28 protein-coding genes and 1 pseudogene are annotated in these 26,554 nt (G+C 65.9%); 23 read left to right on the forward strand and 6 right to left on the reverse strand.

Going from position 1 to position 26,554, the window contains the following annotated elements; genetic code table 11:
- From QOJ24_RS19075 to QOJ24_RS19090, 4 genes are all read left to right on the forward strand, one after another.
- Window positions 1–1,107: methylmalonyl-CoA mutase family protein (locus tag QOJ24_RS19075; RefSeq protein ID WP_526264026.1), on the forward strand; the 1,107-nt coding region annotated here is incomplete at its 5' end.
- Window positions 1,107–1,511: a cobalamin B12-binding domain-containing protein gene (locus tag QOJ24_RS19080; protein WP_526264028.1), complete on the forward strand. Its 405-nt coding sequence runs from the start codon at window positions 1,107–1,109 to the stop codon at window positions 1,509–1,511. The genes QOJ24_RS19075 and QOJ24_RS19080, both read left to right, overlap by 1 nt.
- The gene (locus QOJ24_RS19085) at window positions 1,508–2,464 is read left to right on the forward strand and encodes an LLM class F420-dependent oxidoreductase (protein ID WP_526264030.1); all 957 of its coding nucleotides are present in this window, start codon (window positions 1,508–1,510) and stop codon (window positions 2,462–2,464) included. The genes QOJ24_RS19080 and QOJ24_RS19085 overlap by 4 nt, the downstream gene beginning before the upstream one ends.
- Window positions 2,461–3,519: a CaiB/BaiF CoA transferase family protein gene (locus QOJ24_RS19090; protein WP_526264031.1), complete on the forward strand. Its 1,059-nt coding sequence runs from the start codon at window positions 2,461–2,463 to the stop codon at window positions 3,517–3,519. The genes QOJ24_RS19085 and QOJ24_RS19090 overlap by 4 nt, the downstream gene beginning before the upstream one ends.
- A 1-nt stretch (window position 3,520) precedes the next feature.
- Here the strand turns inward: QOJ24_RS19090 and QOJ24_RS19095 are convergent, their stop codons facing one another.
- Window positions 3,521–3,802, reverse strand: a complete 282-nt coding sequence (locus tag QOJ24_RS19095) for a 2Fe-2S iron-sulfur cluster-binding protein (RefSeq protein ID WP_526264033.1) — start codon at window positions 3,800–3,802, stop codon at window positions 3,521–3,523.
- A gap of 121 nt (window positions 3,803–3,923) precedes the next feature.
- Between QOJ24_RS19095 and QOJ24_RS19100 the strand changes: the two genes are divergently transcribed.
- From QOJ24_RS19100 to QOJ24_RS19115, 4 genes are read left to right on the forward strand one after another with little or no spacing between them, the layout of a single operon-like run.
- Window positions 3,924–5,327, forward strand: a complete 1,404-nt coding sequence (locus QOJ24_RS19100; protein WP_526264035.1) for a class I adenylate-forming enzyme family protein — start codon at window positions 3,924–3,926, stop codon at window positions 5,325–5,327.
- Entirely contained in the window at window positions 5,305–6,117 is an 813-nt protein-coding gene (locus tag QOJ24_RS19105; RefSeq protein ID WP_526264037.1) for an acyl-CoA dehydrogenase family protein, read from the forward strand. The genes QOJ24_RS19100 and QOJ24_RS19105 overlap by 23 nt, the downstream gene beginning before the upstream one ends.
- Complete coding sequence (locus tag QOJ24_RS19110) at window positions 6,104–7,192, forward strand: acyl-CoA dehydrogenase family protein (protein ID WP_526264039.1); 1,089 nt, start codon at window positions 6,104–6,106, stop codon at window positions 7,190–7,192. The genes QOJ24_RS19105 and QOJ24_RS19110 overlap by 14 nt, the downstream gene beginning before the upstream one ends.
- Before the next feature lie 33 nt (window positions 7,193–7,225).
- The gene (locus QOJ24_RS19115; RefSeq protein WP_526264041.1) at window positions 7,226–7,993 is read left to right on the forward strand and encodes an enoyl-CoA hydratase/isomerase family protein; all 768 of its coding nucleotides are present in this window, start codon (window positions 7,226–7,228) and stop codon (window positions 7,991–7,993) included.
- Between the two features lie 3 nt (window positions 7,994–7,996).
- Here QOJ24_RS19115 and QOJ24_RS19120 read toward each other — a convergent pair whose 3' ends face one another.
- From QOJ24_RS19120 to QOJ24_RS19130, 3 genes are all read right to left on the reverse strand, one after another.
- A complete protein-coding gene (locus tag QOJ24_RS19120) occupies window positions 7,997–8,167 on the reverse strand; it encodes a hypothetical protein (protein ID WP_526264043.1) in 171 nt (56 codons plus the stop codon).
- Window positions 8,168–8,436: 269 nt separating this feature from the next.
- Window positions 8,437–9,171: an SDR family NAD(P)-dependent oxidoreductase gene (locus QOJ24_RS19125; protein ID WP_526264045.1), complete on the reverse strand. Its 735-nt coding sequence runs from the start codon at window positions 9,169–9,171 to the stop codon at window positions 8,437–8,439.
- A complete protein-coding gene (locus QOJ24_RS19130; protein WP_526264047.1) occupies window positions 9,168–9,932 on the reverse strand; it encodes an SDR family NAD(P)-dependent oxidoreductase in 765 nt (254 codons plus the stop codon). Before QOJ24_RS19130 ends, QOJ24_RS19125 begins: the two co-directional genes overlap by 4 nt.
- Window positions 9,933–10,055: 123 nt before the next feature.
- Here QOJ24_RS19130 and meaB point away from each other — a divergent pair, with 123 nt between their 5' ends.
- Together meaB and QOJ24_RS19140 are read left to right on the forward strand one after the other, a co-directional pair.
- On the forward strand, window positions 10,056–10,931 hold the full coding sequence (gene meaB, locus QOJ24_RS19135; protein ID WP_526264049.1) for a methylmalonyl Co-A mutase-associated GTPase MeaB: 876 nt from the start codon (window positions 10,056–10,058) through the stop codon (window positions 10,929–10,931).
- A gap of 38 nt (window positions 10,932–10,969) precedes the next feature.
- The gene (locus QOJ24_RS19140) at window positions 10,970–12,187 is read left to right on the forward strand and encodes a cytochrome P450 (protein WP_526264051.1); all 1,218 of its coding nucleotides are present in this window, start codon (window positions 10,970–10,972) and stop codon (window positions 12,185–12,187) included.
- On the opposite strand, the gene QOJ24_RS19145 is transcribed toward QOJ24_RS19140, so the two are convergent.
- Both QOJ24_RS19145 and QOJ24_RS19150 read right to left on the reverse strand, forming a co-directional pair.
- Entirely contained in the window at window positions 12,184–13,797 is a 1,614-nt protein-coding gene (locus QOJ24_RS19145; protein WP_526264053.1) for an FAD-dependent oxidoreductase, read from the reverse strand. The genes QOJ24_RS19140 and QOJ24_RS19145 overlap by 4 nt on opposite strands.
- Before the next feature lie 29 nt (window positions 13,798–13,826).
- The gene (locus QOJ24_RS19150; protein ID WP_526264055.1) at window positions 13,827–14,528 is read right to left on the reverse strand and encodes an IclR family transcriptional regulator; all 702 of its coding nucleotides are present in this window, start codon (window positions 14,526–14,528) and stop codon (window positions 13,827–13,829) included.
- 130 nt (window positions 14,529–14,658) lie between these two features.
- On the opposite strand from QOJ24_RS19150, the gene QOJ24_RS19155 reads away from it, so the two are divergent.
- The 13 genes and pseudogenes from QOJ24_RS19155 to QOJ24_RS19215 all read left to right on the forward strand — a co-directional run.
- Entirely contained in the window at window positions 14,659–15,522 is an 864-nt protein-coding gene (locus QOJ24_RS19155; protein WP_526264057.1) for an alpha/beta fold hydrolase, read from the forward strand.
- A complete protein-coding gene (locus QOJ24_RS19160; RefSeq protein WP_526264059.1) occupies window positions 15,519–17,210 on the forward strand; it encodes a bifunctional 3-(3-hydroxy-phenyl)propionate/3-hydroxycinnamic acid hydroxylase in 1,692 nt (563 codons plus the stop codon). Before QOJ24_RS19155 ends, QOJ24_RS19160 begins: the two co-directional genes overlap by 4 nt.
- The gene (locus QOJ24_RS19165; protein ID WP_526264061.1) at window positions 17,158–18,078 is read left to right on the forward strand and encodes a 3-carboxyethylcatechol 2,3-dioxygenase; all 921 of its coding nucleotides are present in this window, start codon (window positions 17,158–17,160) and stop codon (window positions 18,076–18,078) included. Before QOJ24_RS19160 ends, QOJ24_RS19165 begins: the two co-directional genes overlap by 53 nt.
- Complete coding sequence (locus QOJ24_RS19170; RefSeq protein ID WP_526264063.1) at window positions 18,075–19,865, forward strand: FAD-dependent oxidoreductase; 1,791 nt, start codon at window positions 18,075–18,077, stop codon at window positions 19,863–19,865. Before QOJ24_RS19165 ends, QOJ24_RS19170 begins: the two co-directional genes overlap by 4 nt.
- The gene (locus tag QOJ24_RS19175) at window positions 19,862–21,193 is read left to right on the forward strand and encodes an LLM class flavin-dependent oxidoreductase (RefSeq protein WP_526264065.1); all 1,332 of its coding nucleotides are present in this window, start codon (window positions 19,862–19,864) and stop codon (window positions 21,191–21,193) included. Before QOJ24_RS19170 ends, QOJ24_RS19175 begins: the two co-directional genes overlap by 4 nt.
- A gap of 3 nt (window positions 21,194–21,196) precedes the next feature.
- Window positions 21,197–22,039, forward strand: a complete 843-nt coding sequence (locus tag QOJ24_RS19180; protein ID WP_526264067.1) for a coniferyl-alcohol dehydrogenase — start codon at window positions 21,197–21,199, stop codon at window positions 22,037–22,039.
- Window positions 22,023–23,012, forward strand: coding sequence for a cyclase family protein (locus QOJ24_RS19185; protein ID WP_526264068.1), 990 nt, complete (start codon window positions 22,023–22,025; stop codon window positions 23,010–23,012). The genes QOJ24_RS19180 and QOJ24_RS19185 overlap by 17 nt, the downstream gene beginning before the upstream one ends.
- A gap of 9 nt (window positions 23,013–23,021) precedes the next feature.
- On the forward strand, window positions 23,022–23,612 hold the full coding sequence (locus tag QOJ24_RS19190; RefSeq protein ID WP_526264070.1) for an NADPH-dependent FMN reductase: 591 nt from the start codon (window positions 23,022–23,024) through the stop codon (window positions 23,610–23,612).
- Entirely contained in the window at window positions 23,609–24,454 is an 846-nt protein-coding gene (locus tag QOJ24_RS19195) for an alpha/beta fold hydrolase (RefSeq protein WP_526264072.1), read from the forward strand. Before QOJ24_RS19190 ends, QOJ24_RS19195 begins: the two co-directional genes overlap by 4 nt.
- The gene (locus QOJ24_RS19200) at window positions 24,455–25,267 is read left to right on the forward strand and encodes an SDR family NAD(P)-dependent oxidoreductase (RefSeq protein WP_526264074.1); all 813 of its coding nucleotides are present in this window, start codon (window positions 24,455–24,457) and stop codon (window positions 25,265–25,267) included.
- A 129-nt stretch (window positions 25,268–25,396) separates the two neighbouring features.
- Window positions 25,397–26,050 (forward strand): TetR/AcrR family transcriptional regulator, encoded by a 654-nt coding sequence (locus tag QOJ24_RS19205; protein ID WP_526264076.1) that lies wholly within the window; start codon window positions 25,397–25,399, stop codon window positions 26,048–26,050.
- Between the two features lies 1 nt (window position 26,051).
- Window positions 26,052–26,246 (forward strand): ferredoxin, encoded by a 195-nt coding sequence (locus QOJ24_RS19210; RefSeq protein WP_526264078.1) that lies wholly within the window; start codon window positions 26,052–26,054, stop codon window positions 26,244–26,246.
- Between the two features lie 11 nt (window positions 26,247–26,257).
- Window positions 26,258–26,554 (forward strand): annotated as a pseudogene (locus QOJ24_RS19215) (cytochrome P450); the annotation flags it as partial.

The following is a 26,554-nucleotide window of genomic DNA, read 5'->3' on the forward strand; positions in this document are numbered from 1 at the left end:
GGCACCATCCAGAACGACATCCTCAAGGAGTACGCCTCGCGCGGCACCTGGATCTGGCCGCCGGAGCCGTCGCTTCGACTGATCGCCGACACCATCGAATTCTGCGCGGCAGAAGTGCCGAGGTTCAACGCGATCTCGGTGGCCGGCGCCCACTTCCGCGACGCAGGGGCGAACGCCGTTCAGGAGATGGCGTTCACGCTCGCCGACGGGGTCACCTACTGCGACACGGTCGTCGAGCGCGGCCGGATGACGATCGACAAGTTCGCGCCGCAGATCTCCTTCTTCTTCTACACACATGGCGACTTCTTCGAAGAGATCGCCAAGTACCGCGCGGGCAGGCGACGCTGGGCCACGATCGTGCGCGAACGCTACGGCGCCACCAGCGACAAGGCGTCGATGTTTCGGTTCGGCTGCGTATCCGGGGGCGCGTCGCTCTACGGGCCCCAGGCGCAGAACAACATCGTGCGCGTTGCTTACGAGGCGATGGCGTCGGTGCTCGGCGGGGTCCAGTCGATGTTCACCGCAGCCTGGGACGAGCCGTTCGCACTGCCGACCGAGGAGTCCGCCACCCTTGCACTGCGCACCCAGCAGATCCTCGCGTACGAAACCGGCGTGGCAGCCGTCGCCGACCCGCTCGGCGGCTCATATTTCGTCGAGGCGCTGACCGACGCGACCGAGGAGAAGATCATTGCGATCATGGGTGATCTGGAGGCGCACGGCGGGATGGTGCGCGCGATCGAGGACGGCTATCTGCAGGGCTTGATCGCCGACGAGGCGTTCAAGATCCACAAGGAGGTCGAATCCGGGATCCGACCGGTCGTCGGCGTGAACAGGTTCGTCTCCGACGAGTCCGCGCCGGACGTGTCGATGTACGAACTCGATGCCGAGGGCCGCGACACCCAACTAAAGCGGCTGTCGAAGGTGAAGTCGGACCGTGACTCCGCAGCGGTGGCCGCCAGTCTGGCCGCGTTGTCGCGAGCGGCCGAAGGTGACGACAACTTGATGCATCACCTCATCGACTGCGCCAACAATTACTGCACTGTGGGGGAGATGGTGAACGCGCTGAAAACGGTCTGGGGCGAGTTCCAGCAGCCGGTGGTGTTCTAGTGGCGACCCGAGTACTCGTCGCAAAACCCGGTCTGGACGGCCATGACCGCGGCGCCAAGATCGTCGCCCGCACACTGCGCGACGCCGGCTTCGAGGTCATCTACACCGGGATCCGTCAGCGCATCGAGGACATCGTGTCGATCGCGCTGCAGGAGGACGTCGCGCTGGTCGGTTTGAGCATCCTGTCGGGTGCGCACGTCGCGCTGACCACGCGCACCGTCGAGGCGCTGCGCGCCGCCGACGCGGGCGATATCGCCGTGGTGGTCGGCGGCACCATCCCTGAGGCCGATGTGCCCAAGCTGATGTCTGCCGGTGCGGCGGCCGTGTTCCCTACTGGCACACCGCTGGACACCCTCGTCCGCGATGTGCGCGCGCTCACCGAGAAGGCAGGAGAGCTCGCATGAGGTTAGGCGTGATGGTCGGAGCCGAACGCGGCGACATGGCGCGCAAGGTATCCAAGTTGGTGGCCGATATCGAATGGGCCGAGGCGGCAGGCCTGGACACCGCCTGGATGCCGCAGGTACCCGACGACTTCGACGCGCTGACGATGGTGGCGTTGATGGCCGCGCACACCTCGCGCATCGAGCTCGGCACCGCGGTCGTGCCGCTTCAGGCTCAGCATCCGATCGCCCTTGCCCGGCAAGCACTTTCAGCGCATGCGGTGGCTTCCGGGCGGTTGGCGCTGGGTGTCGGCCCGTCGCACCACTGGATCGTGCGGGACATGTTGGGCATCCCCTACGAGAAGCCGGCCGCCTACACCCGCGACTATCTGCAGGTGCTCAACGCCGCGATCAGCGGACCGGGTCCGGTAGACGTCGAGAACGACTCGTTCACCGTGCACAATCCGACGGTGCTGGCCGCCGACCCGCCGATGCCCGTGCTGGTTGCCGCGCTCGGGCCGGTGATGTTGCAGATCGCAGGCGAGCACGCCGACGGCACCGTGCTGTGGATGGCCGACGAAAAGGCCATCGGTGAACACATCGCGCCGAAGATCACCAAAGCGGCCGCTGAAGCGGGCCGTCCCGCGCCTCGCATCGTCGCGGGCATTCCGGTGTGTCTGTGCGCCAACTCGGAGATCGATGCGGCCAGGGAACGCGCGAATCGTATTCTCGCCGAGGCGGAAACGTCCCCCAACTATCAGCGGCTGCTGGACCGTGGCGAAGCGCGCGACGTCGGAGACCTCTGCGCCGCAGGCGATGAGGACGCGATCTTGGCCCGCTTCAAGCAGTTCGCCGACGCGGGTGTCACCGATTTGTCGGTGCGGCTGCTGCCGATCGGTGACAACCGCGACGAGCTGATCGCGTCGAAGTACCGGACGCGCGAGGTGATCGCCGAGCTCGCCAAGGCGGTCCGGTGAGCGGCCCGGGCCCGCTGGCGGGCATCCGAATCCTCGAAGTCGGCGTCATGCTCGCAGGCCCGTACGCCACGATGCTGCTCGCCGACCTCGGCGCCGAAGTCATCAAGATCGAGCCGCCCGACGGTGAGATCTCCCGTCAGGTCAGCGACAGCTATTTCGCCAGCCTGAACCGCAACAAGCAGAGCGTCTGTGTCGATCTGCGATCGGAGGCGGGCCGCAGGCAGCTGGGCCAACTCGTCGCGAATTCGCATGCGCTTCTGGTCAATATGAAGCCGTCAGCGATCCGCAGGCTCGGGCTCACCTATGAGTCGCTGCGTCGGTACAACGAGAAGATCGTCTGCGTCGCCTTGACCGGTTTCGGAATGGACGGCGGCGACGATCCCGCATTCGACTACGTCATCCAGGCGGGGACCGGGGTGGCGGCGATGACCGGCGATCCCGACGGCCCACCCACACTGCCCGGCTACTCGGCCGCCGACAACTCGACCGGGTTGACCGCCGCGCTCGGCCTGTTGGCCCAGATCGTGTCGGGCCGCGGCGGGCAGGTCGAGGTGTCGCTGCGCGATGTGGTGATGTCGCAGCTGAACTACCGCGCCTCCGCGTATCTGAACGACGGGATCGAGCCGCAGCGACATCCGAATGGCGCGCACTCGTACTACGTTCCCGCGCAGCTGTTCCCGACGGCCGACGGCTATCTCGCGCTTTTCATCACCCACGATGCCTTCTGGCGGTTGTTCTCCGCAGAGGCAGGCATATCCGGATTTCCGACGATGGCGGAACGCGCGGCGCAGCGCGACGAGGTGCTCGCCGTCGCCACCGCGGCGCTGTCTACCGACAGCGCCAAGAACTGGGAGGCCCGGCTACGTCCGCTCGGCATCCCGGCGGCCGCGGTGCGTTCGCTGCCCGACGCGCTGGAGGCGACGCCTGAGGTCGTCGTGACGGCAGGCGAGTTTCGGTTGGTCGGCAGCCCGATACATGTGTCGGGGTATGAGCCCGAGTACCGACCGGCGCCGCGTCTGGACGAGCACGCGGACGTGAGGAACGCAACGACATGAGTCAGTCGTACTCGACGGTTACCGACTCCGTGTCCGGCACACCCTGACAGGTGAGGATGTACCCCTCGGCCACCTCATCGTCATCGAGCGCGTCGTTGATGCGCATGCTCGCCTTGCCCTCGATGATCTTGGCCATGCACGTGCCGCAGTTACCCGCCTCGCAACTGAACGGCGGCGACAGCCCCGCGCGCCTTGCACTGTCCAGCAGGGTCTCGTTCTCGACGCGTTTCACCGACGCCTTTTGCCGATCGAGCAGGATCGTTATGGTCCCCTCGACAGTCATCCAGCGTCTCCTTGCGCCATTGAGATTCTGCTCCTGCGAGAATAGTATTCTCGCTCAAGGATAATATGTTCTCCATATGTTATGCAACGCTCCGCAGCCGTCGGGGAAGGGGTGAGGTGACGTGAACGCTCCGGCGGCCCTCGCCTTCAACCAACGGCAGTTCACCCTGGCAGAGCTCGACGCGCTGGCCAACGGAATGGCCACCACCCTGGAGCACAGGGGCGTGCGAGCAGGTGATCGGGTTGCGCTGATGTCGTCGAACCGGCCCGAGTTCGTCGTCGCCCTGCGGGCCATCTGGCGGCTTGGCGCCGCGGCGGTGCTGCTGAGTCCGGCCTGGCGGGAGACGGAGGTCGGGCACGCGCTCGCAGTGACAAAGCCGTCGCACGCTGTCGGGGACCATCCAGTGCTCGCAGGGTTGATGCCGATGCTGTCGCTGGACGATCCCGTGACACCTGGACGACGCGTGTTCGAATCGCCGCCGGCGGATGCGGATGCGCTGCTCGTGTTCAGTTCCGGCACCACCGGTATGCCCAAGGCGGTCCGGCACACCCATGGCGCGTTCGCGGTGGCCGTGCGGCACTGGCGCGACGCTCTGGGCCTGACGTCGGCCGACCGCATGCAGATTGTCACACCGCCGTCGCACATCCTCGGACTGCTCAACATCGTGATGGCACTGGACACGGGTGCTTGGATTCGGCTGCACCCCCGCTTTGACATCGACCAGATGCTGCACCACATCGAAACCGACCGGATCACGGTCGAGATGGCGGTAGCGCCAATCGCGCTGGCGTTGGCCGCTCATCCGAAGCTGGACTCCTACGACCTGTCCTCGCTGCGCTACGTGATGTGGTGCGCGACGCCGGTGACCCAGAGCGTCGCCGAGGCCGTCACGGACAGGGCCGGGGTGAACTGGGTGACTGCCTACGGCACCAGTGAGTTGCCGGTCATCGCCTGCAACTCGCTGGAAGGCCCGAAGCTGGACACGGTCGGGCGCCCGGTGCCCGGTGTCGACGTTCGAATCGTCTCGCTGGTGGACGGCAAGCCCGTAGGACCAGGCGAGGTGGGCGAGATCGCGGCCCGCTCGGATTCGTTGATGGCCGGTTACCTGCCCGATGATACGACGGCGCAGGCATTTTCGGATGGCTGGTATCGCACGGGAGATGTCGGCTACCTCGACGCCGACGGTTGGTTGCGCATCACCGACCGGGCCAAAGAGATGATCAAGGTCCGCGGATTCCAGGTGGCGCCCGCTGAGATCGAGGCGGTACTGCACGGCCATGCCGGGGTCGACGACTGCGCGGTGTTCGGGGTCGACGACGAGGTCAACGGCGAAGCGGTCGTCGCTGCGGTCGCGACGCATGGTTTCGTCGATCCCGACGAACTCGTTGCCCTGGTCTCCGAGCGGCTGGCATCGTACAAACAACTGAGCCGTGTGGTGATGGTTCCCGAGATTCCGCGATTGCCTTCGGGAAAGGTATTGCGCCGAGTTCTGAAGGAGCGGCATGGATGTCCGTCTGACCGCTGAGCAACGGCAGCTGCGTGAGGCCGCCGCCGAGTTGGCCGACGATCTCGGGCCCGGGTCGGTCGCCGACCTGGACGACGCCACCCGCGTCTCACGGCTGGAGAAGGCCGTCGACGGGACGGGGTTCCGCACCCTGCGCAGCGACGGCGCCTCCGGCGTCGAGGTGGCCATCGTCGCCGAGGAGTTCGGCAGGGGACTGGTCGACGTGCCGTTTCTTGGCCCGGTACTGGCCGACGACCTGGCGCGCCGCATTGGAGCGCCGCTCTCGCAGGCTCCCGAGATGTCGTCCGTCGACTTCACGGGAAGCCTTGCCGGAGTAGCCGAGTCACCGCCCGAGCTCGGTCGGTTGTCGGAGGAGGATGCCGGTCGTTGGCACGCGCTTGCGCTCACCGCGACGACGGGGGATATCGTCGGCGCTGCCCGCGGCGCCCTGACGCTGGCCGCTGAGTACGCCAAGGTGCGCGAACAGTACGGCGCGACGATCGGGTCCTATCAGGCGGTCGGTCACCTGCTGGCCGAGAGTCTCGCGCTGATCGAGGGGTGTGTCAGCGTTCTGCGGCACGCCGCGTGGGCGGTCGACGAACTGCCCGTCATCGAGGCGGTGGAGGCGGGCCGGGTGGCCAAGATCTATTGCGCACGTTCGGCGTTGACGATATGTGAGACGTCCATCCAGGTGCACGGCGGCATCGGCAACACCTGGGAATGCCTAGCGCATGTGTTTCTGCGCCGGGTGCTCGCCGCCACCGAAGCGTGGCCGGTGAAGCTGGAGGAGGTGACCATTGGACTTTCGTGATTCGCCGGCAGAGGCCGCATTCCGCGATCGGTTGCGCGGCTGGCTGACCGAGCAGAAGGGCAGATTTCCGACCTCGGGAGACGAGTACTGGGCCAAGGCCGGCGAATGGCACGTCGCGCTGTATGAGGCCGGTTTCTTCGGAACGTCGTGGCCCAAAGCCTATGGGGGTCAAGACCTGCCGCCGGTGTACGACGTCATCGTCGACGAGGAGATCGCGAAGGCAGGAGCACCGGCGCGGCCAAGCCTGGGCTATCTCGTCGTCGGCCTGAGCCACCACGGCAACGAGGATCTGCGGCAGCGGTTCCTGCCCGGAATGATCAACGGGACCGAGCGGTGGTGCCAGGGTTTCAGTGAGCCGGGTGCGGGTTCGGACCTGGCGTCGTTGACGACGACGGCGGTCCCCGACGGAGACGAGTACGTGATCGCAGGCCACAAGATCTGGACCAGTTACTCCGATGTCGCCGACTGGTGTCTGGTGCTGGCCCGTACCGACAAGGACGTGCCGAAGCACAAGGGCATCTCGGCGTTCATCGTCCCGATGCATCAGCCCGGGATCGTGCAGCGTCCGTTGAAGATGATCAGCGGTGTCACCAAGGAGTTCGGCCAGGTCGAGTTCGACGGAGCCAGGGTGCCTGCGGGCAACATGGTCGGCGCGCCGGGTGACGGATGGAAGCTGGCGATGACGGTCGTCAGCCACGAGCGCGAGCCCTCGACGCTCGGCTTCTCCGCGCGCTACGGAAAGACGGTGCGCCAATTGGCGGGCCGCGTGGACGGAGCGGTGCCTGAGGAGCTGTCCTGGGCGTGGGTACAGACCGAGATGCTGCGGTTGCACGTGCGGCGCCGGCTGTCCGAGCAACTCGACGGGCTGACCCACGGTCCGCAGGGGTCGCTCGACAAGCTGTTGATGACGTGGGTCGAGCAGTCGGTCGGTCACGCGGCGCTGGCGACGGTCGGATCGGGCGACGACGAGATGTTCGGCGCCTACATGTATAGCCGCGCCCAGAGCGTGATGGGCGGCACCAGCCAGATTCAGAAGAACATCATCGCGCAACGCATCCTTGGATTGGGGAGCTGATGAGTGCCTGCGCGAAGAGCGAAGGGAACTGAAATGTACGACATGCCAGACGAAATCGACGTCAGGGCGGACGGTGCTCTGCGCATCATCACGCTCAATCGTCCCGACGACCTGAACGCGGTCAACGATAACCTGCACGTGGGGCTGGCCAAGATCTGGGAGGCGCTCAACGAGGACACCGGCGCACGGGCGGCCGTCATCACCGGTGCCGGCCGGGCGTTCTCGGCCGGTGGCGACTTCAACTACCTCGACGAGCTTCGCAATGACGAGGCGTTGCGGCAGAAGACGATCAAGCACGGCCGCGACCTCGTCATCGGCATGCTGCGCTGCCGCATCCCGGTCGTCGCGGCGGTGAATGGTCCGGCCGTCGGGTTGGGCTGCAGCCTTGCCGCGCTGTCCGACATCGTCTACATCGCCGAGACGGCGTTTTTCGCCGACCCGCACGTGCAGATCGGACTCGTTGCCGCTGACGGCGGCCCGCTGGTGTGGGGTTCGCAGATCAGCCTGTTGCAGGCCAAGGAATTCGCGCTGACCGGCGTGCGGATCAAGGCCCAACGTGCTGCCGAGCTGGGGTTGGCCAACCACGTCGTCGAGGACCCGCTGGCCGAGGCGATCGCCTGCGCGAAGAAGCTGCTCGAGCTGCCGCAGCAGGCCGTCGAGGCCACCAAGCGGTTGATGAACATTCAGCTGGAGAAGGCAGTGATGGCGTCGCTGGACTATGCCAACCTCGCCGAGTACGTCTCCTTCGGCACCGCCGACTTCAACAAGATCGTCGACGGCCTGATCGCCAAGAACACGTAAGTCCTACGACATGCAGGTGACGTTTCCGGACGTCTCGAAGATGTTTTGGGAATCCGCGTCGGTCAACGTCATATCGGCCGGATTCGGGTGTACGAAGAACTCGAGCTGCACATTGTCGGGGTCGCGGAATACGACGGTGGATCCGTAGCCGACGTCGATGATGCCCGAATGCAAACCCCGTTGGCATCCAAATGGCTGACCCAGCGCTTGAGCTCTTCGACATCGGTTACCTGAAACGCCAGATAGTCCAGGCCGACTCGTCGTTCATCGAAAGCTCCGACGCCCGCGGTCGCGCTGTGGGTCATCAGCGTCACTGCGACACCGGAAGGATGAATCAGCGATCTGCACTCGAAGGTGGTCGTGGCATGCCGCCCACACTGCGCCGAAATAGCACTTAGGGTCGTGAAATCACGGAATCAACAGCCCTGGATGCACTCTCGCGGTCAGAAGGACATCTCCTCCGAGCGCTGGACGGTGCCGGTGACGCCGCTGCCATCCTGACGGGCCAGGCGGATTGCGGCGTCGGCCATCGCCTCCGGCGGTTCCACCATCTCGGGCGGAATCTCCATGCCCGCACCGCCTGCCTGCCAGCCCTCGGTGAGTACCACCCGCGACGGGCTCAGGCAGTTGACGGCGATGTTGTCGGGCTGCAAGTCGGCGGCAAGGCCCAGGTACAGCCGCTCGACAGCGGCCTTGGACACCCAGTATGCGTTCGCCCCTGCCATGCCTACGCCGTTCGTGGTGACGGCGATCAACGAGCCGCCGCCGCGCGCCCGTACATACGGAATCACGGCCTTGGTCACCAGGAAGACGCCCGTGAGGTTCACGTCGAGGCACAGCTGCCACCGTTTGAGCGGCGTGGACTCGATCGGACCCAGCCACAACACGCCCGCGTTGGCGACAAGGATGTCGATGCCTCCGAACTCGGCCACGGTGGCGGCCACCGCAGCCTGCACGGAGTCTTCGTCAGTGACATCGCACGGCACGGCCAGCGCTCGGCCACCCGATGACGAAATACGTTCGGCCACAGAGTAAATGGTGCCGGGAATCCTGCCCTCCTGCTCGGAGCGCGCCGCGACCGCGACCGCCGCACCCTCGCGAGCGAGGGCCGCTGCGACCGTCGCCCCGATGCCGCGACTGGCGCCGGCCACGAAGGCCGCCTTCCCGTGAAGCGTCACTTCGGCGGAAAACGCAGCGCCCCGTCGAGGCGAATGATCTCGCCGTTGAGGTAGTCGTTCTCGATGATGCTCTGGGCAAGCTGGGCGTACTCGGTCGAACGTCCCATCCGCTTCGGGAACGGCACCTGCGGACCCCAGTACTGCTCGAGTTGGTCTGCGGCCTTGCCGTAGGCGGGCGTGTTGATTGTCCCGGGGGCGATGGTGTTGACGCGGATGCCCAGCGGCGACAGGTCGCGCGCGGCAACCAGCGTCATGCCCAGCACTCCACCCTTGGCCGCCGAGTAGGGGAGCTGACCGATCTGGCCTTCGTACCCTGCGATCGATGCGGTGTTGACGATCGCACCACGAGCGCCCTCCTCCAACGGTTCGGACTTCGCGATGGCCGCCGCCACCAGCCGCATCACGTTGAACACCGCCGTCAGATAGAACTCGATCGTCTTCTTAAAGCCCTCGAGGTCAAGCGGTGAGCCGTCCTTGCCGATGAGCCGGCCGCCGCTGGCAGGCCCGCCGTGGGTGTCAACGGAAATCCGGAGCGGGGCCAGCGCCGCCGCCTCGGCGATCGCCGCATTGACGGACTGTTCGGAGGTGGCGTCGGTGGGCACGTAGCGCACCCCGAGCTCGCTCTCCAAGGCCTTGCCCTTGTCGTCGGCAAGGTCGGCGACGACGACTTTGGCGCCTGCGGCGTGCAGCCTGCGGACGGTCGCTTCGCCGAGGCCACCTGCGCCACCGACAACGATCGCGGAGCTACCGGCGATTTGCATATGGTTCCCCTTCTTGCAACTGACACTCTCGATCAGAGAGAATAACATTCTCACATCGATCGAAACGGAGCGCCCGATGCCAGAACCCGTCGTCGACTCCGCGCCGTAGTCCACTATTCGAAGATGACGATCGACGAGCTCATCGCGGCGGCGCGCAGCGGATCCGCCAGGGCGACCGGACGGTTGTTGACCCTGGTCGAGAGCCCTCGACGCGACGATGTACTGGACGCGCTCGGCGTGACAGACCCTATCCGCGTCATCGGCCTGACAGGGCCGCCGGGCGCGGGCAAGTCCACCACGGTCGCCGCGCTGGTCACTGCGTACCGGGCTCGCGAGTTGAGGGTCGCGGTGCTCGCCGTCGATCCGTCGTCGCCGTACAGCGGTGGAGCGCTGCTCGGCGACCGGATCCGGATGGCAGCCCATATCAACGACCCCGACGTTCTGATCCGTTCGGTCGCCGCCCGAGGCCATCTCGGCGGTCTCGCCGCTGCCGTGCCTGCGGCCACCCGGCTACTTGCAGCCCTGTCCTATGACCTGATCGTGGCCGAGACGGTCGGCGTCGGCCAGTCCGAAATCGAGATCGCCGCGATTGCCGACCCGACCATTGTCGTCCTCAATCCCGGTGCGGGAGACGCGGTTCAGGCCGCCAAGGCCGGCCTGCTGGAGGTCGCAGACATCGTCGTGGTGAACAAGGCCGACCGCGAAGGCGCCGACCAGACCGTCCGCGACCTTCGCGCCGAGACCAAAGCGCCGATCCTGAAACTGATCGCCGCACAAGGCGACGGCATCGCCGAGCTGGTGGAAGCCATCGAGGCCCATGCCCGCGCCGATAGCCCGCAACGCCGCAAGGCGCGTGCGCGCGCACAGATTCTGTCGCTGGCGCAGACCCGACTGCGGGGTCATGCCGGCCTGGACCGGTTGGCGGCGTCGGTGGCCGACGGACAATCCGACCCCTACGCCGCGGCAGAACAGCTGTTCGCCATCCCCGTAGAGCCATGACCTGATACAAATTTGCGGCAACTGAACGGAGCTGTGCAATGAGCGTGACTGTTTCGGGTGATCCCGTTGTCTTCGATCCGTACTCAGACGACTACTTCGACTCGCCGTTCGAAACGTACCGCCGCATGCGTGATGAAGCGCCGCTGTACTACAGCGAGAAGTACGACTTCTGGGCGCTGACCCGATATGAGGATGTCTCGGCGGCCATCAGGGATCACGAGACCTTTTCATCGGCCAAGGGTGTCACGCTGGACATGGTCAAGGCGGCGGCCAAGGGCGAGTCGCCCATCGGGAAGATCATCATCAGCCTGGACCCGCCCGAACACGAACGGATGCGCAAGCTGGTCAACCGGGTCTTCACGCCGCGTGCGGTCGCTTCGCTGGAATCACTCGTGCGCGAGACCATCGATCGCTATGCGAGCCGACTCGATCCGTCGTCGTTCGATGCAGTCGAAGACTTCGCGGCGCTGTTCCCGGTCGAGGTGATCACCTCGATGCTCGGCGTGCCCGCCGACGACAGGCAGCAACTGCGGCATTGGCTCGACAAGGGACTCGAGCGTAACGAGGGCATCGGCATGTCGGCCGACAGCATGGACGCCGTGATGAAATCCGGTGCGTACTACTACGAATTAATCCAGGAACGGCGAAAGACGCCGCGGGACGACATGATCAGCCGGCTCATCGAGGCGGAGATCGTCGAAGACGGCGAGACACGGCGACTCGACGACATCGAGATCACCGGCTTCTGCACCATGCTCGGTGGCGCGGGCGCCGAGACGGTGACAAAGCTCGTCGGCAATGCCGTCGTCGTCTTCGCCGACAACCCCGAGCAATGGCAGAAGCTGCAGGATGACCGCTCCAAGATCCCGGCGGCCTTCGAGGAGTTACTGCGTTACGAAGGCCCGTCGCAGTATCAGATCCGCACTCCGACAAGGGATGTGACATTGCACGGCGGCACGATCCCGAAGGGTGATCCAGTGCTGCTCATCAACGGCTCGGCCAGCCGCGACGAACGGTTCTTCTCCGACGCCGACCGCTTCGACATCGATCGGCAGCGCAAAGTCGGCTACAACCTGAACTTCGGCTACGGCATCCACAGCTGCCTCGGCGCCGCTTTGGCCAGGATGGAGGGCCGGATGGCGCTGGACACGCTGCTCGACCTGATTCCGCGCTACGACATCGACCGATCCGGTCTGCGACGGGTGCACATGACGAACGTGTTGGGCTGGTGCAACGTGCCGGTTCGCGTGACCTAGGAGACCGGCTTGCCCGTCGCCGCGGCATGACCGGCACGGAAGCCGAAAACCATTGCGGGTCCGATGGTTCCGCCGGCGCCGCCGTAAGCCTTGCCGGTTGGGCCCGCCATCGCGTTGCCCGCTGCGTACAGCCCGGGGATCGGCTCGCCGCTGACATGCAGCACCCGGCCGTCTCGATCCGTGCGGGGCCCACCCTTCGTTCCCATCGCGCCCACCGTCACCGGGACCGCGTAATACGGGGCGGTATCGATCGGCCCGAGCGTCTTGCCCGCGGTCGTCGTCGCATTGTTGTCGCCCCAGTACCCGTCGTAGGCACTCGAACCGCGGTCGAAGTCGGGATCGTGCTCGTGGGCGACGTTCTCGTTCCACACGTTCAGCGTGCGCGCCAAACCCGCAGCGTCGATGCCCGTCTTCTCGCCGAGTTCGTCGATGTCTCTCGACTCGCAGAACCAGTGCGGGACGGGACCGTCGGGGTCGACTCCGAGGAAACCGTAACGCTTCAGGTGTTGGGAATCGAAAACGATCCAGGCCGGGTCGTTGAGGTAGCCGTGCCGCGGATCGAGGTGATGGAACGGACCCGCCATCGAGTTGTATTCGCCTGCCTCGTTGAGGAATCGCTTGCCCGCGCGGTTGACGATGATGCTTCTTGGTCGGGTGCGTTCGAGCCGCACGCTTCGGCTGCGTGGCTTGCCGTCGAACGTGTCGCCGGGAATCTGGATGATCGGCACCCACCACGCCTCGCCCATGTTCGCCAGGTCGGCGCCGTGCGCCATCGCCATCCGCAGACCGTCCCCGGTGTTGTTCGGAGGGGACACCGGCCCGTGCATGGGTCCGCGCAGGAAGGCCTCGACGAGCGCCTCGTCCCATTCGAATCCGCCGGTGCCCAGGACCACACCGGCCCTGGCGCGAACGCGAACATCTCTGCCGTTCAGTCGGATTCGCACACCGGTGATGGCGCCTTCGGCGGCGAAGAGCTCCAGCGCTCTGGCCTCCGTGTGCGGGGTAACGCCCAGATCGAGCAGGCCTTTCAACAGCCCGGCGATCAGCGCGGTGCCTGCCACGCAGTAGTCACCGGGCTCGCTGTCGACGGCCGCGTGAATCCGGGCGCGCGTCTCCGCGTCGATGCCGACGTTGCTGAAGTCGGCGGGAAACGACGTGATCCTGTCTTTCCACTCGCCGAGCCGGGCCAGGTCGAATGGTTTGGCGTTCAGCGAGCGGCCACCGGTCGGCCGGCCGCCCGGCAGTTCGGGCTTGTAGTCGGGAAAGCCCTCGGCGATTTCGAACTGCAGCTCGCTGTGCTGTTCGACGAAGTCGAGCATCGCCGGGCCGGTGTGCACGAACGTCTCGACCAGTTCGCGATCCATCACGCCGAGGGACTGTGCGTCGAGGTAGCGCAGTGCATCGGCCTCCGTCAGCTCACCGTCGGGGGAGCGACGATGCGCGGGAATCCACACGATGCCGCCGGACACCGCGGTGGTTCCGCCCACCGTCGCCGCCTTCTCGTAGACCGCCACCGACGCGCCGTCGGCCGCGGCAACCAGGGCCGCTGTCAGGCCTGCACCACCGCTGCCCAGAACGACGACGTCGACTTCGTTGTCCCAATCGGTCACCGTTGCTCACCCTTTCGGCTGACGGACCCTCACCCGAGGATCGCGGATAGTTCGATGGCCGCCTTGATTACCGAGTCCCTGCCGTCCATCACCACGTCCTCCCGGTGGGAGATGAGGTTGATACATGTCGGCGGCGACGGCGGACTCCGCCGGACCGGCACCGCCAGACCGAAGGTGTTCGGCTCGATCTCGCCGTGCGTGATGACCCAGCCCTGTTTGCGTGTCTGCGGAACCAGCGGACGTTCGGCAGGCCGCGGGGGCATGCTCGCCAACAGGGCGATCCCTGCCGCCCCGCGGTCCAGCGGATAGCGGCTGCCCTCGTGGAAGGACAGTTGATAGAACACGTTGGTCGGCACGATCACCGCGATGGCGACCTGCTGATCACCTTCGGCGATGAGCAATGACACCGTGGTGCCGAGTTCATCTGCCAGCGCGCGCAACGTGGGCACGCACAGCTGCCGGACGTTGTTGTCGAACGACGCGCCGAGCACCGCCAGCGCCGCCGCCGAGCGATAACGGCCGTCTTCGCCCTTGACCACGAAACGGTACTGCGCAAGCGTGCTGAGCAGTCGATACGCGATCGTTCGGTGGACGCCGATGTCGTCGGCGACCTGTTGCGCGGTCAGGCCATTCGGGGCAGCGGCGACCAACTGCAGCGCGGAGAGTCCGCGCGCGAGGGTTTGTGAACCGGGCGCACCATTCGCTCCCGGGCCGGGACTGGCCTTGGGCATCGCACCCCCTCCTTGACAGACGGATTTCCGAGAGTGATGCTCTGACTATAGTGCACGTAGGTGTGCGATAAATGAGCAGAGTGCTTACGAATAACGAGAATTCAGTTCTCATCGCCGAGGAAGGTGACCGGTGTCCGAGCACGAAAGCGTCTGGAGTGACCTCCAGAGCGTCGCGTTCTCACAGGGCTATCTCGACGCCGGCGGGGTGCGCACCCGCTATTTGCACGCCGGCGACGAGAGCAAGCCGGTCCTGGTGCTGCTGCACGGGTCGGGCGGGCATGCCGAGGCCTACGTCCGCAATCTCGAGGCGCACGCCGAACACTTCTCCACCTGGTCCATCGACATGCTCGGGCACGGCTATACCGACAAGCCGGGCCATCCGCTGGAGGTCAGCCACTACATCGCGCACCTGATGGCGTTCCTGGATGCCATCGGCGCCGACCGCGTGCACCTCAGCGGAGAGTCGTTGGGCGGGTGGGTGGCATCGCGCGCCGCCGTCGACCACCCCGACCGCATCGACCGGCTCGTCCTCAACACCGCGGGCGGATCACAGGCCGATCCGGAGGTGATGAAGCGGATCATCACGCTGTCGATGGCCGCGGTCGAAGCGCCGACCTGGGAAACGGTGCAGGCCAGGATCAAATGGCTGATGGCAGACAAGTCCAAGGACTACGACGACATCGTGGCGAGCAGGCAGCGGATCTACCGCCAGCCGGGTTTCGTCAACGCCATGCGCGACATCATGGCACTGCAGGATCCCGAGATTCGGGCGCGGAACCTTCTCGGGTCCAGCGAGTACGGAGCGATCACCGCACCGACCCTCGTGCTGTGGACCAGCGATGACCCCACCGCCGACGTCAGTGAGGGCAGGAGGATCGCCTCAATGATCCCTGACGCCCGGTTCGAGGTGATGGCTGGCTGCGGGCACTGGCCGCAGTACGAAGATCCGAAGACCTTCAACCGGCTCCATCTCGACTTCCTGCTCGGGCGATGACCGTGGCCGACCGCGACGACACAGTAGACGTCCTCATCGTCGGCGCGGGTCCCGTCGGGCTCACCCTGGCCAATATCCTTGGGCTGCAAGGCGTCGACACCCTTGTGGTCGACGAGCGAGACAGCCTCATCGACTATCCGCGCGGCGTCGGACTCGACGACGAGGCGCTCCGGACGTTCCAGTCCATCGGCCTTGTGGAGAAGGTGCTGCCACATACCGTGCCCAACCAGATCCTGCGGTTCTTCGATGCCAAGCGGAAACTGCTCGCCGAAATGGCACCGCCGGACGCACGCTTCGGATGGCCCAAACGCAACGGGTTCGTCCAACCCATGGTGGACGCCGAACTGCACAGGGGTCTCGAGCGCTTCGACAGCGTCGAGGTGCGGTGGAACCACCGATTGGAGAACTGCACCGAGGCGGTCGACGGCGTGTCCGTCGAGTTCGCCGACGGCCGGAAATCAGTTCGGGCCCGCTACGTCGTCGGCTGTGACGGCGGCCGAAGCGTTACCCGACAGCTGATGGGGGTCTCCTTCGACGGCACCACGTCCCCGACGCGCTGGCTGGTGGTCGACTGCGCGAACGATCCACTCGGACACCCGAACAGCGAAGTCGGGGCGGATCCCAGCCGACCCTACGTGTCGATCTCGATCGCGCACGGTATCAGACGGTTCGAGTTCATGATCCACAGCGACGAGTCCGACGACGAAGCGGACAGCCCGGCGTTCGTCCGGCGAATGCTTGCCACGATGGTTCCGGATCCCGAGCGCGTGGACATCATCCGGCACCGGGTGTACACCCACCACTCCCGCATAGCGGGCGCATTCCGGCAGGGGCGTTTGATGATCGCCGGGGATGCAGCTCATCTGATGCCGGTGTGGCAGGGCCAGGGCTACAACAGCGGCATCCGCGACGCCGCAAACCTGGGCTGGAAGCTGGCGGCGGTGGTGACCGGGCAGGCTTCAGACGCCCTGCTGGACACCTACGACGTCGAACGGCGCAAGCATGCGAGGGCCATGATCGACCTCTCCACAATGGTCGGGCGAGTCATTTCACCGACGAACCGGCGGGTGGCAGCACTGCGCGACAGAGTGGTTCACGGCGCATCGCTGGTGCCCACCCTCAAGCGCTACATACTCGAGATGCGGTTCAAGCCGATGCCACGCTACGAACAGGGTGCGGTCTTCCATGCGGAGCCACGTGCGGAGTCGTCCCCGACGGGAACGCTGTTCATCCAACCTCGTGTCGACACCCGTGAGCGGCAGAACGTCCTCCTCGACGACGTACTCGGCACCGGCTTCGCCGTGCTGTGCTGGAGCAACAACCCACGCGCACTGCTCGGCGAAATGGCATTCAGTCGGTGGAAAGCGTTGGGGGCCAGCTTTGTCGCGGTACGGCCGATGACGCAGCTGCACTGGCCCGGCCACGACGATCCCGACGTGGTCATCGTCGGTGACCGCACGGGCGCCCTCAAGGCGTGGTTCGACGCCAACACCGACTCCGTGCTGTTCCTTCGACCCGACCGGTGCATCGCAGGCGCCTGCATCGCCCAACGTGCGGCAGAACTGAGCACGTCGTTGTTCACAGCTCTCCATCTGACTCAGGAAGGAGGTAACGATGCCGCTGACACTGTGCTGTATGTCCCACAGTCCACTCCTGAATCTTCCGGGACCGTCGCAGGATCTGCTTGAGGACATCGACGCCGCCCTCGCTGCGGCCAGAGAGTTCGTGACCGCATACGACCCCGAGCTCGTCGTCATCTTCTCGCCGGATCACTACAACGGCGTCTTCTACCGGATGATGCCGCCGTTTTGCATCAGCATCAATGCGACGGGAGTCGGCGACTACGGCACGCAGGCCGGTCCGCTGAACGTTCCCAGCGACATCGCCACGGACCTGGCGGAAGCGGTGCTCGCTGCGGACGTCGACGTCGCGATCTCGGCGAGCATGGACGTCGATCACGGCACCGTTCAGCCGTTGCAGAGCCTGTTCGGTGACGCGGCAGGCCGGCCGGTCATCCCGATCTTCATCAACTCGGTCGCCACACCGCTTGGGCCCGTTCGTCGTTCGCGCGCATTGGGCACTGCGGTCGGCAACTACTTGGCGACGCTGGACAAGCGGGTGCTGGTGATCGGCTCGGGCGGTTTGTCCCACGATCCGCCCGTCCCGACGCTCGCGACGGCGCCGCCCGCGGCGCTGGGTCGGATCGTGGCGGGCGAGCCGATGTCGCCCGAGCAGCGTCAGGCCCGTCAGGTCGCGGTGATGGAGGCGGCGCACAACTTCGCCCACGGCGACAGCAAACTGGCTCCGCTCAACCCGGAATGGGACCATCGCTTCCTGGAAATCGTTGACAGCGGCCATCTCTGCGATGTCGACGACTGGTCCACCTCCTGGATGGCGCACGAGGCGGGTCACTCGGCCCACGAGGTGCGCACGTGGGTGGCCGCGTTCGCCGCACTCGCGGCGCAAGGTCCATACCGGACGGGCAACCGGTTCTACCGCGCCGCGCCTGAGTTGATCGCCGGATTCGCGGTACGGACGGCGGAGCCCGCACCGTGACGGCAGGGGAGTTCGACACGACCGTCGACGTCCTCGTCGTCGGTTCGGGTGGCGGCGGCATGACCGCCGCGCTCACCGCCGATGCGGCCGGGCTCGACACCCTCGTCGTGGAGAAGTCTGCGCACTTCGGTGGTTCCACCGCGCTGTCGGGCGGCGGTATCTGGGTGCCGGGCGCTCCCTCGCAACGCAAGTCAGGCTATGCGCCCGACCCCGACGGGGTTTTCCAGTATCTCCAGACGATCACCGAAGGCCTCGTCAGCGACGCTCGGCTTCGACAATATGTGGACTCCGCGCCCGCGATGATGGAGTTCCTCGAGTCGCGCAGCCATTGGCTCGAGTTCGTCTGGAAACCCGGCTACGCCGACTACTACCCCGAGCTGGCTGGTGGGTCCGAGCTCGGCAGCACGATCAACGTTCCCGCCATCGACCTGCGCAGGCTCGGCGATGAGGAGCAGAATCTGCTGCGGCCACTCGCGTTGGCGCCGAAGGGAATCTGGTTCGCCCCCAAAGACCTTCGGCTGTTCTACCAGGTGCGCCAGAATTGGCGCGGCAAAGCGGTGCTGTTGAAACTGATCTGGCGGATGGTCCGGGCCCGGGTGTTCGGCGACCGGATGGCCGCGATCGGCCAGTCGCTGGCGGCGCGCCTGCGGCTGGCGATGAAGGAGCACGACGTCCCACTGTGGCTCGACTCCCCGATGACGGAACTGATCACCGATGTCGACGGCGCTGTCGTCGGTGCGGTGGTTGAACATGACGGCGAGCAGCGGCGCATCGGTGCGCGAGGCGGCGTCATCCTCGCGGCAGGCGGCTTCGACCACGATATGGAGTGGCGCAGGCAGCACCTGCCTGTGCTCGACAGGGTTCGAGATCTCGCCGGAGGCGAGAATGACTGGAGCTTCGGCAATCCGGCGTCCATGGGTGACGGCATCCGCGCGGGGGAGAAGGCGGGTGGGTCGACCGACCTTCTCGATGAGGCTTGGTGGTTTCCCGCCATGTGCTGGCCCGACGGCCGCCTGCAGTTCATGCTCAACGAACGGATGATGCCCGCGCAGTTCGTGGTCAATGGCGACGGCGAGCGCTTCATCAACGAGGCTGCGCCCTATATGGACTTCGCGCACGCGATGATCAGAGGCCAGGAGTCGGGTGTCACGCACATTCCGTGCTGGCTCATCACCGACATCCGCTCATTCCGCCGGTACGTGGTCGGCGGGCATCTGCCCATTCCGAAGGTGCCGTTTGCGCCGGTGCCGACCGGTCAGAAGGTGCCCAAGGCGTGGCTCGAGTCAGGCATCGTCAAGGAAGCCAACAGCTTCGAGCAGCTCGCCGAGCGAATCGGCGTGCCACCCGCACGACTTCGCGCAACCGCGGACCGCTTCAACGAGTTGGCGCGCAACGGTCACGACGACGACTTCAGCCGAGGCGACTCGGTGTACGACAACTACTACGGTGACCCCACGCTGCCGAACCCCAACCTGCATCCGCTGGGTAAGCCGCCGTACTACGCGTTCCAGATCATCCTCGGCGACCTCGGCACCTCGGGTGGGCTGCGGACCGACGAGTTCGCCCGCGTGCTTCGCACGGATGACAGCACCGTGAGAGGTCTATACGCGGTGGGCAACACCTCGGCCGCGGTGATGGGTCGCAGCTACGCAGGCGCGGGTGCGACCATCGGCCCCGCCATGACGTTCGGCTACGTCGCCGCCAAGCACATCGAAGACCAGCTACCGAAAACCGGTGGCAGCAAGACCGATTCGACACTCGATTCGCATCGAAAGGTGACCAAATGAAGATCTCGCTGTTCTACGAATTTCCGCTGCCGCGGCCGTGGAGTGACGATGACGAGCACAAACTCTTCCAGGACGGTCTGGACGAGGTGGAGGCCGCAGACAAGGCCGGGTTCTCAACGGTGTGGCTCACCGAGCACCACTTCCTGGAGGAGTACTGCCACTCGACTGCGCCCGAGATCTTCCTGTCCGCAGCCAGCCAGCGGACCAAAGACATTCGCCTCGGCTTCGGGATCATGCATCTGCCTCCGCAGGTCAACCATCCGGCCAGGGTCGCCGAGCGGGTGTCGACTCTCGACCTGATCTCCAATGGGCGGGTGGAGTTCGGGACCGGCGAGTCGTCTTCTGTCGGTGAACTCGGCGGATTCGGCATCGATCCCGCGGACAAGCGCAAGATGTGGGAGGAAGCCCTCGAGGTCTCCATCCGCTGCATGATCGAAGAGCCGTTCACGGGTTTCAAGGGCGAGCACATCGAGATGCCGCCCCGCAATGTGGTGCCCAAGCCGTTGCAGAAGCCCCACCCGCCGGTATGGGTTGCGTGCACCAGGCCTGCGTCGGTGTCGATGGCCGCGCAGAAGGGCCTCGGCGCGTTGAGTTTCGCCTACACCGGACCCGGCCCGCTGACCGAGCGGGTGAACGGTTACTACAAGGAGTTCGAGGAGAGCGCCGTGCCCGTCACGCCGCAGATGAACCCGAACATCCTCGCGATCGGCGGCGACCTGTCGATGATGGTAGCGCCCACCGACGAGCAGGCCGTCGAGCGGCTCGGCAAAGGCGGCGGGTTCTTCGCGTTCGGCATCATGCACTACTACATGACCGGCATGCACACACCGGGCCGCACCGGAGTGTGGAAGCGCCATCTCGAGGAGATCGAGAAGGATCCCAGCATCGTCTACGGACCCGACCGCGGGCCGATCGGCAGCCCCGCGACCGTGCGTGAGTTCCTGCGTGGCTACGAAGAGTCCGGAGTCGACGAACTGATCGTGCTGCTGACTCCCCGCCGTCACGAAGAGACGATGGAGTCCATCGAGCTGATGGGCAAAGAGGTGCTGCCCGAGTTCATCGAACGCGACGAGAAGTCGGTCGCCGAGAAGGCAAAGCGGATGGCGCCGATCCTGGAGAAGGCAGAGGCGCGCAGGCCGGCGTCCAACGCGCCCACGTTCGATGAGACCTACTCGTTCGGCGGGCTGCCCACTGGCCGGGAGAACTACACCGCCAACGAGGTGTCGCTCGCGATGGACGAAATGAACGCAGGGATCGAAGCGGCTGCGGCGAAGCTCAAGTCGGGTGCAGGCTGGGACAGCAGGAATCCAACGGCTGACAAGAGCTGAGACATGGCGCAGATCGATGAACTCTGGCGTTACGACGGCCGCCGCGCGGTGGTAACCGGCTGCGGCTCGGGCATCGGTGCCGAAGTAGCGCGTCAGCTCACCGAGCTCGGCGCCGACGTCGTCGGGTTGGGTCTGCAGCCGCCCGCGCTGCCACTCACGGAATTCCACGAAGTCGACCTGTCCGACCCGGCGTCGATCGACAGGGCCGCCGCCGCGATCGGCGGCCGGGTCGATGCCCTCTTCAACATCGCCGGTGTGTCGTCGGGCATCGGAAACCCATTGCTGGTTGTGACGATCAACTTCCTCGGCATGCGGCACCTCACCGAGGCCCTGATTCCGTCGATGCCGCCCGGATCGGCGATCGCCAACGTCTCCTCGCTCGCCGCGGCCGAGTATCGGGCCAACGCAGAAGTCACCTTGGGTCTGCTGGACACCACCACGATGGCAGAAGGCATCCAGTGGTGTGAGCGCAATCCCGAGCCCGTCGCCGATGGCGCGGGCTATCGGTTGTCGAAGGAGGCGACCATCCTCTACGGGATGGCCAACGTCGTTGCACTCGGCACCAAGGGCATTCGGATCAACTGCACGGCGCCGGGCGTCACCGACACGCCCATCCTCGACCAACTTCGCACCGCGTTCGGTCAGGAGTTCATCGAATCGTTCACGACCCCACTCGGCCGAGTCGCCGCTCCCGACGAGCAGGCGAGCGTGCTGGTGTTCCTCAACAGTGCCGCGGCCAGATACATCACCGGTGAGGTGGTCTGCGTCGACGGCGGTGCCGTGGCGGAGAGCTTCTTCGGCGAGGTCTCGGCCAGACGAAAGGTCAAACATGGCCAGCTGGACTGACTTTCGTCGCGTCGCAGACGACGTCCGCAACTGGGGGCGGTGGGGTGACGCCGACGAACTCGGCACGCTGAACCTCATCACGGCCGAAAAGGTCCAGCAGGCCGCAGGTCTGGTCAGGCACGGTAAGGTCTTTCCGTTGGGCGTGGACTTCGGTTCGTCGGGACCGCAGGGCGCGTTCCACTTCCGGCAGAATCCGCTGCACGTAATGACGATCGACGGTGGCGACGCGAGCACCCTGGCTGAATACGGCCCAGCATGGACCAAGAACCCGGCGGCGACTCAGCTGGGTGAGTACTGGACGAACGGCCCGATGCGTTTCAACGACGACATCATCATCATGCCGTTGCAGGCGGCCACCCAGTGGGACGCGCTGTCCCACGTCTATTACGAGGACAAGCTGTACAACGGCTTCCCGGCCGATTCTGTGACGAGCGCCGGCGCGTTCCACTGCGGAATCGACAAGGTGGACGTCAAGGGCATCACGTCGCGTGCCGTGCTGCTCGACATCGTGCGCCTGCGCGGTGTGGAGACCTTCTGCGGACTCGGCGACCCGATCACCCCCGCCGAACTCGACGAAGCGGCGCGCACACAGGGCGTCACCGTGGAGCGTGGCGACATCGTGCTGGTCCGAACTGGTTGGTGGGCAAGGTTTCTGCAGACCGGCAACGGCACTGAACCCGGCGCGGGCCTGGACTGGACGTGCGCGTCGTGGCTGCACGACCACGAAGTCGCTGCGGTCGCCGCTGACAACCTGATGGTCGAGAACCCGCAGTCGGGCATCGATGGCGTCTTTTTGCCGATGCACATGCTGTGCCTCAGAGACATGGGTCTGATGCTCGGCGAGTACTGGGACCTCACGGCACTCGCCGATGACTGCGCCGCCGACGGGGTGTACGAATTCCAGCTCATCGCACCGCCGCTGCGCGTGACCGGCGCGGTGGGATCACCGGTGAATCCCATTGCAATCAAGTAGGTGGCAACGATGACGATAACCACAACCACGGGCGGCGCTCCGCTCGTCGTCGGGCTTGGCGGAACGCTGAGGGCCAACTCATCGACGGAACGAGCTCTGCGCTACTGCCTTTCGTCGATCGAACGACAGGGCGGGCAGACGAGGCTGTTCTCTGCCGAGGAACTCGACCTGCCGATGTACGCCCCGCACGAGTTGGAGCGCACCCCGAAGGCGCTCGAATTGGTCGGCGCACTGCGCGGCGCCGATGCCGTCGTCGTCGGCTCGCCCGGCTACCACGGGGCAGTCTCCGGCCTGGTGAAAAATGCACTGGACTACATCGAGGACCTTCGTGAGGATCCGCGCGTCTACCTCGACAACACGCCGTGGGGGTGCATCAGCTGTGCGTACGGGTGGCAGGCCGCCGTCGGCACCCTCGGCCAGTTGCGCAGCATCGGGCATGCGCTGCGCGCGTGGCCCACTCCGCTCGGTGTGGCGATCAACTCGGCAGACGAAATCTGGGATTCCGAGGGCCGGCTAGCCGACACATCGGTGCAGAACCAACTAGACATGCTGGCCACCCAGGTGCTTGCCTTCGCCCGCGCCGCGTGGGAAACGGCGTGACTGAAGCCGACCGGAAGACGGTTCTGGTCGATGGCCTCGCTACCGGCTATCTCGAAGCGGGCCAGGGTGATCCGGTGGTCCTGCTGCACGGTGGGGAGTTCGGCGTCAGCGCGGATCTGGCTTGGGAGCACAACATCGCCGCGCTGGCCGCGCATTACCGGGTGTTGGCACTCGACATGCTCGGCTTCGGGCAGTCGGCCAAGGTGATCGACTTCAACGACGGGCGCGGCATGCGGATCCGGCACATCGCCCGGTTCTGCGATGCGGTCGGAGTCTCGGATGCGCACTTCGTCGGCAACTCGATGGGTGCGGTCAACATGTTCGTCGACGCGACCTCGGAAGCCCCGCTGCTGCCTGCTGCCAGCCTGACGATGATCTGCGGCGGTGGCGAAATCCAGCGCAACGAGCACTCGGCCGCGTTGTACGACTACGACGCGACACTGCCCGGTATGAAACGGATCGTCGAGGCGCTCTTCTCCGATCGGGCCTACCCCAACGACGACGCGTATGTGACACGGCGCTACGAGTCCAGCATCGCGCCCGGCGCGTGGGAGGCGTTGGCAGCGGCCAGGTTCCGACGCCCGGGGCTCGAACCGCCACCGCTTCCGTCGAGCAAGCGGGCGTATCATCGGATCGCCCTGCCGACGCTGGTCGTCGAGGGTGCCTGCGACAAGCTGTTGCCCGATGGCTGGGCGGCCGAAATCGTCGAGCAGTTGCCGAACGGCCGCTCGGCCGTCATCGCGCGGGCAGGCCATTGCCCGCAGATCGAACAACCCGGTGCCGTCAACGAACTGTTGTTGGACTTTCTCGGCGGGGTGGCTCGAGAAAGGACAGCAAGCTAGGTGAGCAACGAACTGGAGGGCAAGGTCGCGATCGTCACCGGCGGAGCGGCGGGACTGGGTGAGGGGATGTCGCGGCGATTCGCCGCGGAGGGCGCCAAGGTGCTGATCGCCGACATCGACGGCGATGCGGGTGCGGCGCTGGCCGCCGAGATCGGTGGCAACGCGCTGTTCGTCGAGGCCGATGTGTCGCAACTCGACCAGATCGGCGGGCTGGTGAGCACGGCGGTCGAGCGGTTCGGCGGATTGCATGTGATGGTCAACAACGCCGGAGTCTCAAGCACAATGCACCGCAGCATCTTCGACGATGACTTCGCAGACTTCGAAAAGGTGATGGCGGTCAATCTTCGCGGGGTGATGGCGGGAACGCGCGATGCCGCGCGGCACATGCGAGAGGCAGGCACCGGCGGATCCATCATCAACGTCACCTCGATCGGCGGGATACTCGCGGGAGGCGGCGTGTTGACCTACCGCGCGTCGAAGGCGGCCGTCATCCAGTTCACCAAATCGGCCGCTATCGAGCTGGCGCACTACGAAATTCGCGTCAACGCCATTGCGCCCGGAAACATCCGGACGGGCATCGTCCGCAAGGCGGCGTCGGGGGAGGACCTGGAGAAGCTGCAAGAGTTCGAGGCGAAGATCCGCGAGACGATGCGCAACGACCGCCCGCTGAAGCGCGAGGGTACCGCGGAGGACGTCGCCGAGGCGGCGCTGTACTTCGCCACCGACCGGTCGCGGTATGTGACCGGGACTGTGTTGCCGGTCGACGGCGGCACCGTGGCGGGCAAGGTGATCGCCCGCAAGCCGAAGTCGTGATGCTTAGCACCGCGAGCGTGCACAGAATGCCAACTTTCGGCGGCGTGTCGTGTGCAAACACGCACGCTCGCGGTGCAGTGTTTAAATCAGTCGCTTGACTTAATCCGGGGAGGCGAGTTGACTGAGGCTGTGACGACGGCCAGGGCTGTGCGCGCCGATCGGGCGAGCAGCACACAAGAGGCGATCCTGAAGGCAGCCGAACGGCTGTACGCGGAACACGGCGTCTTCGCCGTATCGAACCGGCAGGTCAGCGAGGCCGCGGGACAGGGCAACAACGCCGCGGTGGGCTATCACTTCGGCACCAAGACCGACCTGGTGCGGGCGATCGAACAGAAGCACCGCGCGTCCATCGAGCGGCTGCTCGAGCGGATGGTGACCGACATCGGCGACTCCACCGAGCTGCGGGACTGGATCACCTGCATGGTGTGCTCGCTGACCGAGCATCTGGCGCAGCTCGGCAACCCGACCACCTACGCGCGGTTCGCGGCGCAGGCGCTGGCCGATCCCGCCTACCAGAAGATCGTCGTCCGCGATGCGCTCGCGTCAGCGTCGCTGGTCGCTGTCGTCGACGGCATCACCCGCTGCCTGCCCGAGCTGCCGCCGGCTGTCGTGACCGAACGCAACATCATGGTGCGCAACCTGATGATGCACACCTGCGCGGACTTCGAACGCGCCTTCGCCGACGGTGACGGTGTGCCGCGAACCAGCTGGACGGCCGTCGCGTCCGGCCTGATCGACGCCATCGTCGGGCTGTGGCGCGCACCCGTCACGGAGAAGCCCTGAGATGAAAGTGACTGTCGACCAGAACAAGTGCGTCTCGTCGGGTCAATGCGTGCTGAATGCGGGCGAGGTCTTCGACCAGCGGGACGACGACGGCGTCGTGGTCCTGCTCGGCGACAGCCCGGCCGACGACCAAGCCGTCAACGTCCGTAACGCCGCCGCGGTCTGCCCGGCCATGGCGATCGACATCGAGGAATGAGCCGCAGGCCTATGTCCGACACACTCACCGCCGCATCCGACGTCACCGCCGAGGTCCCCGAGTATCCGATGGAACGTGACGCTCGCTGTCCGTTCGCACCGCCACCGCAGATGCTCGAAATGGGTGAGGCCAGGCCACTTTCCCGGGTACGGATCTGGAACGGCACCACGCCGTGGCTGATCACCGGACACGAGGTGGCGCGGGAGCTGTTCGCCGACTCGCGGGTCAGCGTCGACGACCGCCGCGAGGGGTTCCCGCACTGGAACGAGCACATGCTTTCCACGGTGAACAAGCGGCCCCGGTCGGTG

Source organism: Mycobacterium sp. (assembly GCF_032159775.1).
Classification (GTDB): Bacteria; Actinomycetota; Actinomycetes; order Mycobacteriales; family Mycobacteriaceae; genus Mycobacterium.

Coding starts and splice junctions, on each gene's coding strand:
- QOJ24_RS19085 (WP_526264030.1), top strand. CDS start 1,508: ATGAGGTTAGGCGTGATGGTCGGAGCCGAACGCGGCGACATGGCGCGC.
- QOJ24_RS19095 (WP_526264033.1), bottom strand. CDS start 3,802: ATGACTGTCGAGGGGACCATAACGATCCTGCTCGATCGGCAAAAGGCG.
- QOJ24_RS19105 (WP_526264037.1), top strand. CDS start 5,305: ATGGATGTCCGTCTGACCGCTGAGCAACGGCAGCTGCGTGAGGCCGCC.
- QOJ24_RS19115 (WP_526264041.1), top strand. CDS start 7,226: ATGTACGACATGCCAGACGAAATCGACGTCAGGGCGGACGGTGCTCTG.
- QOJ24_RS19130 (WP_526264047.1), bottom strand. CDS start 9,932: ATGCAAATCGCCGGTAGCTCCGCGATCGTTGTCGGTGGCGCAGGTGGC.
- meaB (WP_526264049.1), top strand. CDS start 10,056: ATGACGATCGACGAGCTCATCGCGGCGGCGCGCAGCGGATCCGCCAGG.
- QOJ24_RS19140 (WP_526264051.1), top strand. CDS start 10,970: ATGAGCGTGACTGTTTCGGGTGATCCCGTTGTCTTCGATCCGTACTCA.
- QOJ24_RS19150 (WP_526264055.1), bottom strand. CDS start 14,528: ATGCCCAAGGCCAGTCCCGGCCCGGGAGCGAATGGTGCGCCCGGTTCA.
- QOJ24_RS19160 (WP_526264059.1), top strand. CDS start 15,519: ATGACCGTGGCCGACCGCGACGACACAGTAGACGTCCTCATCGTCGGC.
- QOJ24_RS19165 (WP_526264061.1), top strand. CDS start 17,158: ATGTCCCACAGTCCACTCCTGAATCTTCCGGGACCGTCGCAGGATCTG.
- QOJ24_RS19175 (WP_526264065.1), top strand. CDS start 19,862: ATGAAGATCTCGCTGTTCTACGAATTTCCGCTGCCGCGGCCGTGGAGT.
- QOJ24_RS19180 (WP_526264067.1), top strand. CDS start 21,197: ATGGCGCAGATCGATGAACTCTGGCGTTACGACGGCCGCCGCGCGGTG.
- QOJ24_RS19185 (WP_526264068.1), top strand. CDS start 22,023: ATGGCCAGCTGGACTGACTTTCGTCGCGTCGCAGACGACGTCCGCAAC.
- QOJ24_RS19190 (WP_526264070.1), top strand. CDS start 23,022: ATGACGATAACCACAACCACGGGCGGCGCTCCGCTCGTCGTCGGGCTT.
- QOJ24_RS19210 (WP_526264078.1), top strand. CDS start 26,052: ATGAAAGTGACTGTCGACCAGAACAAGTGCGTCTCGTCGGGTCAATGC.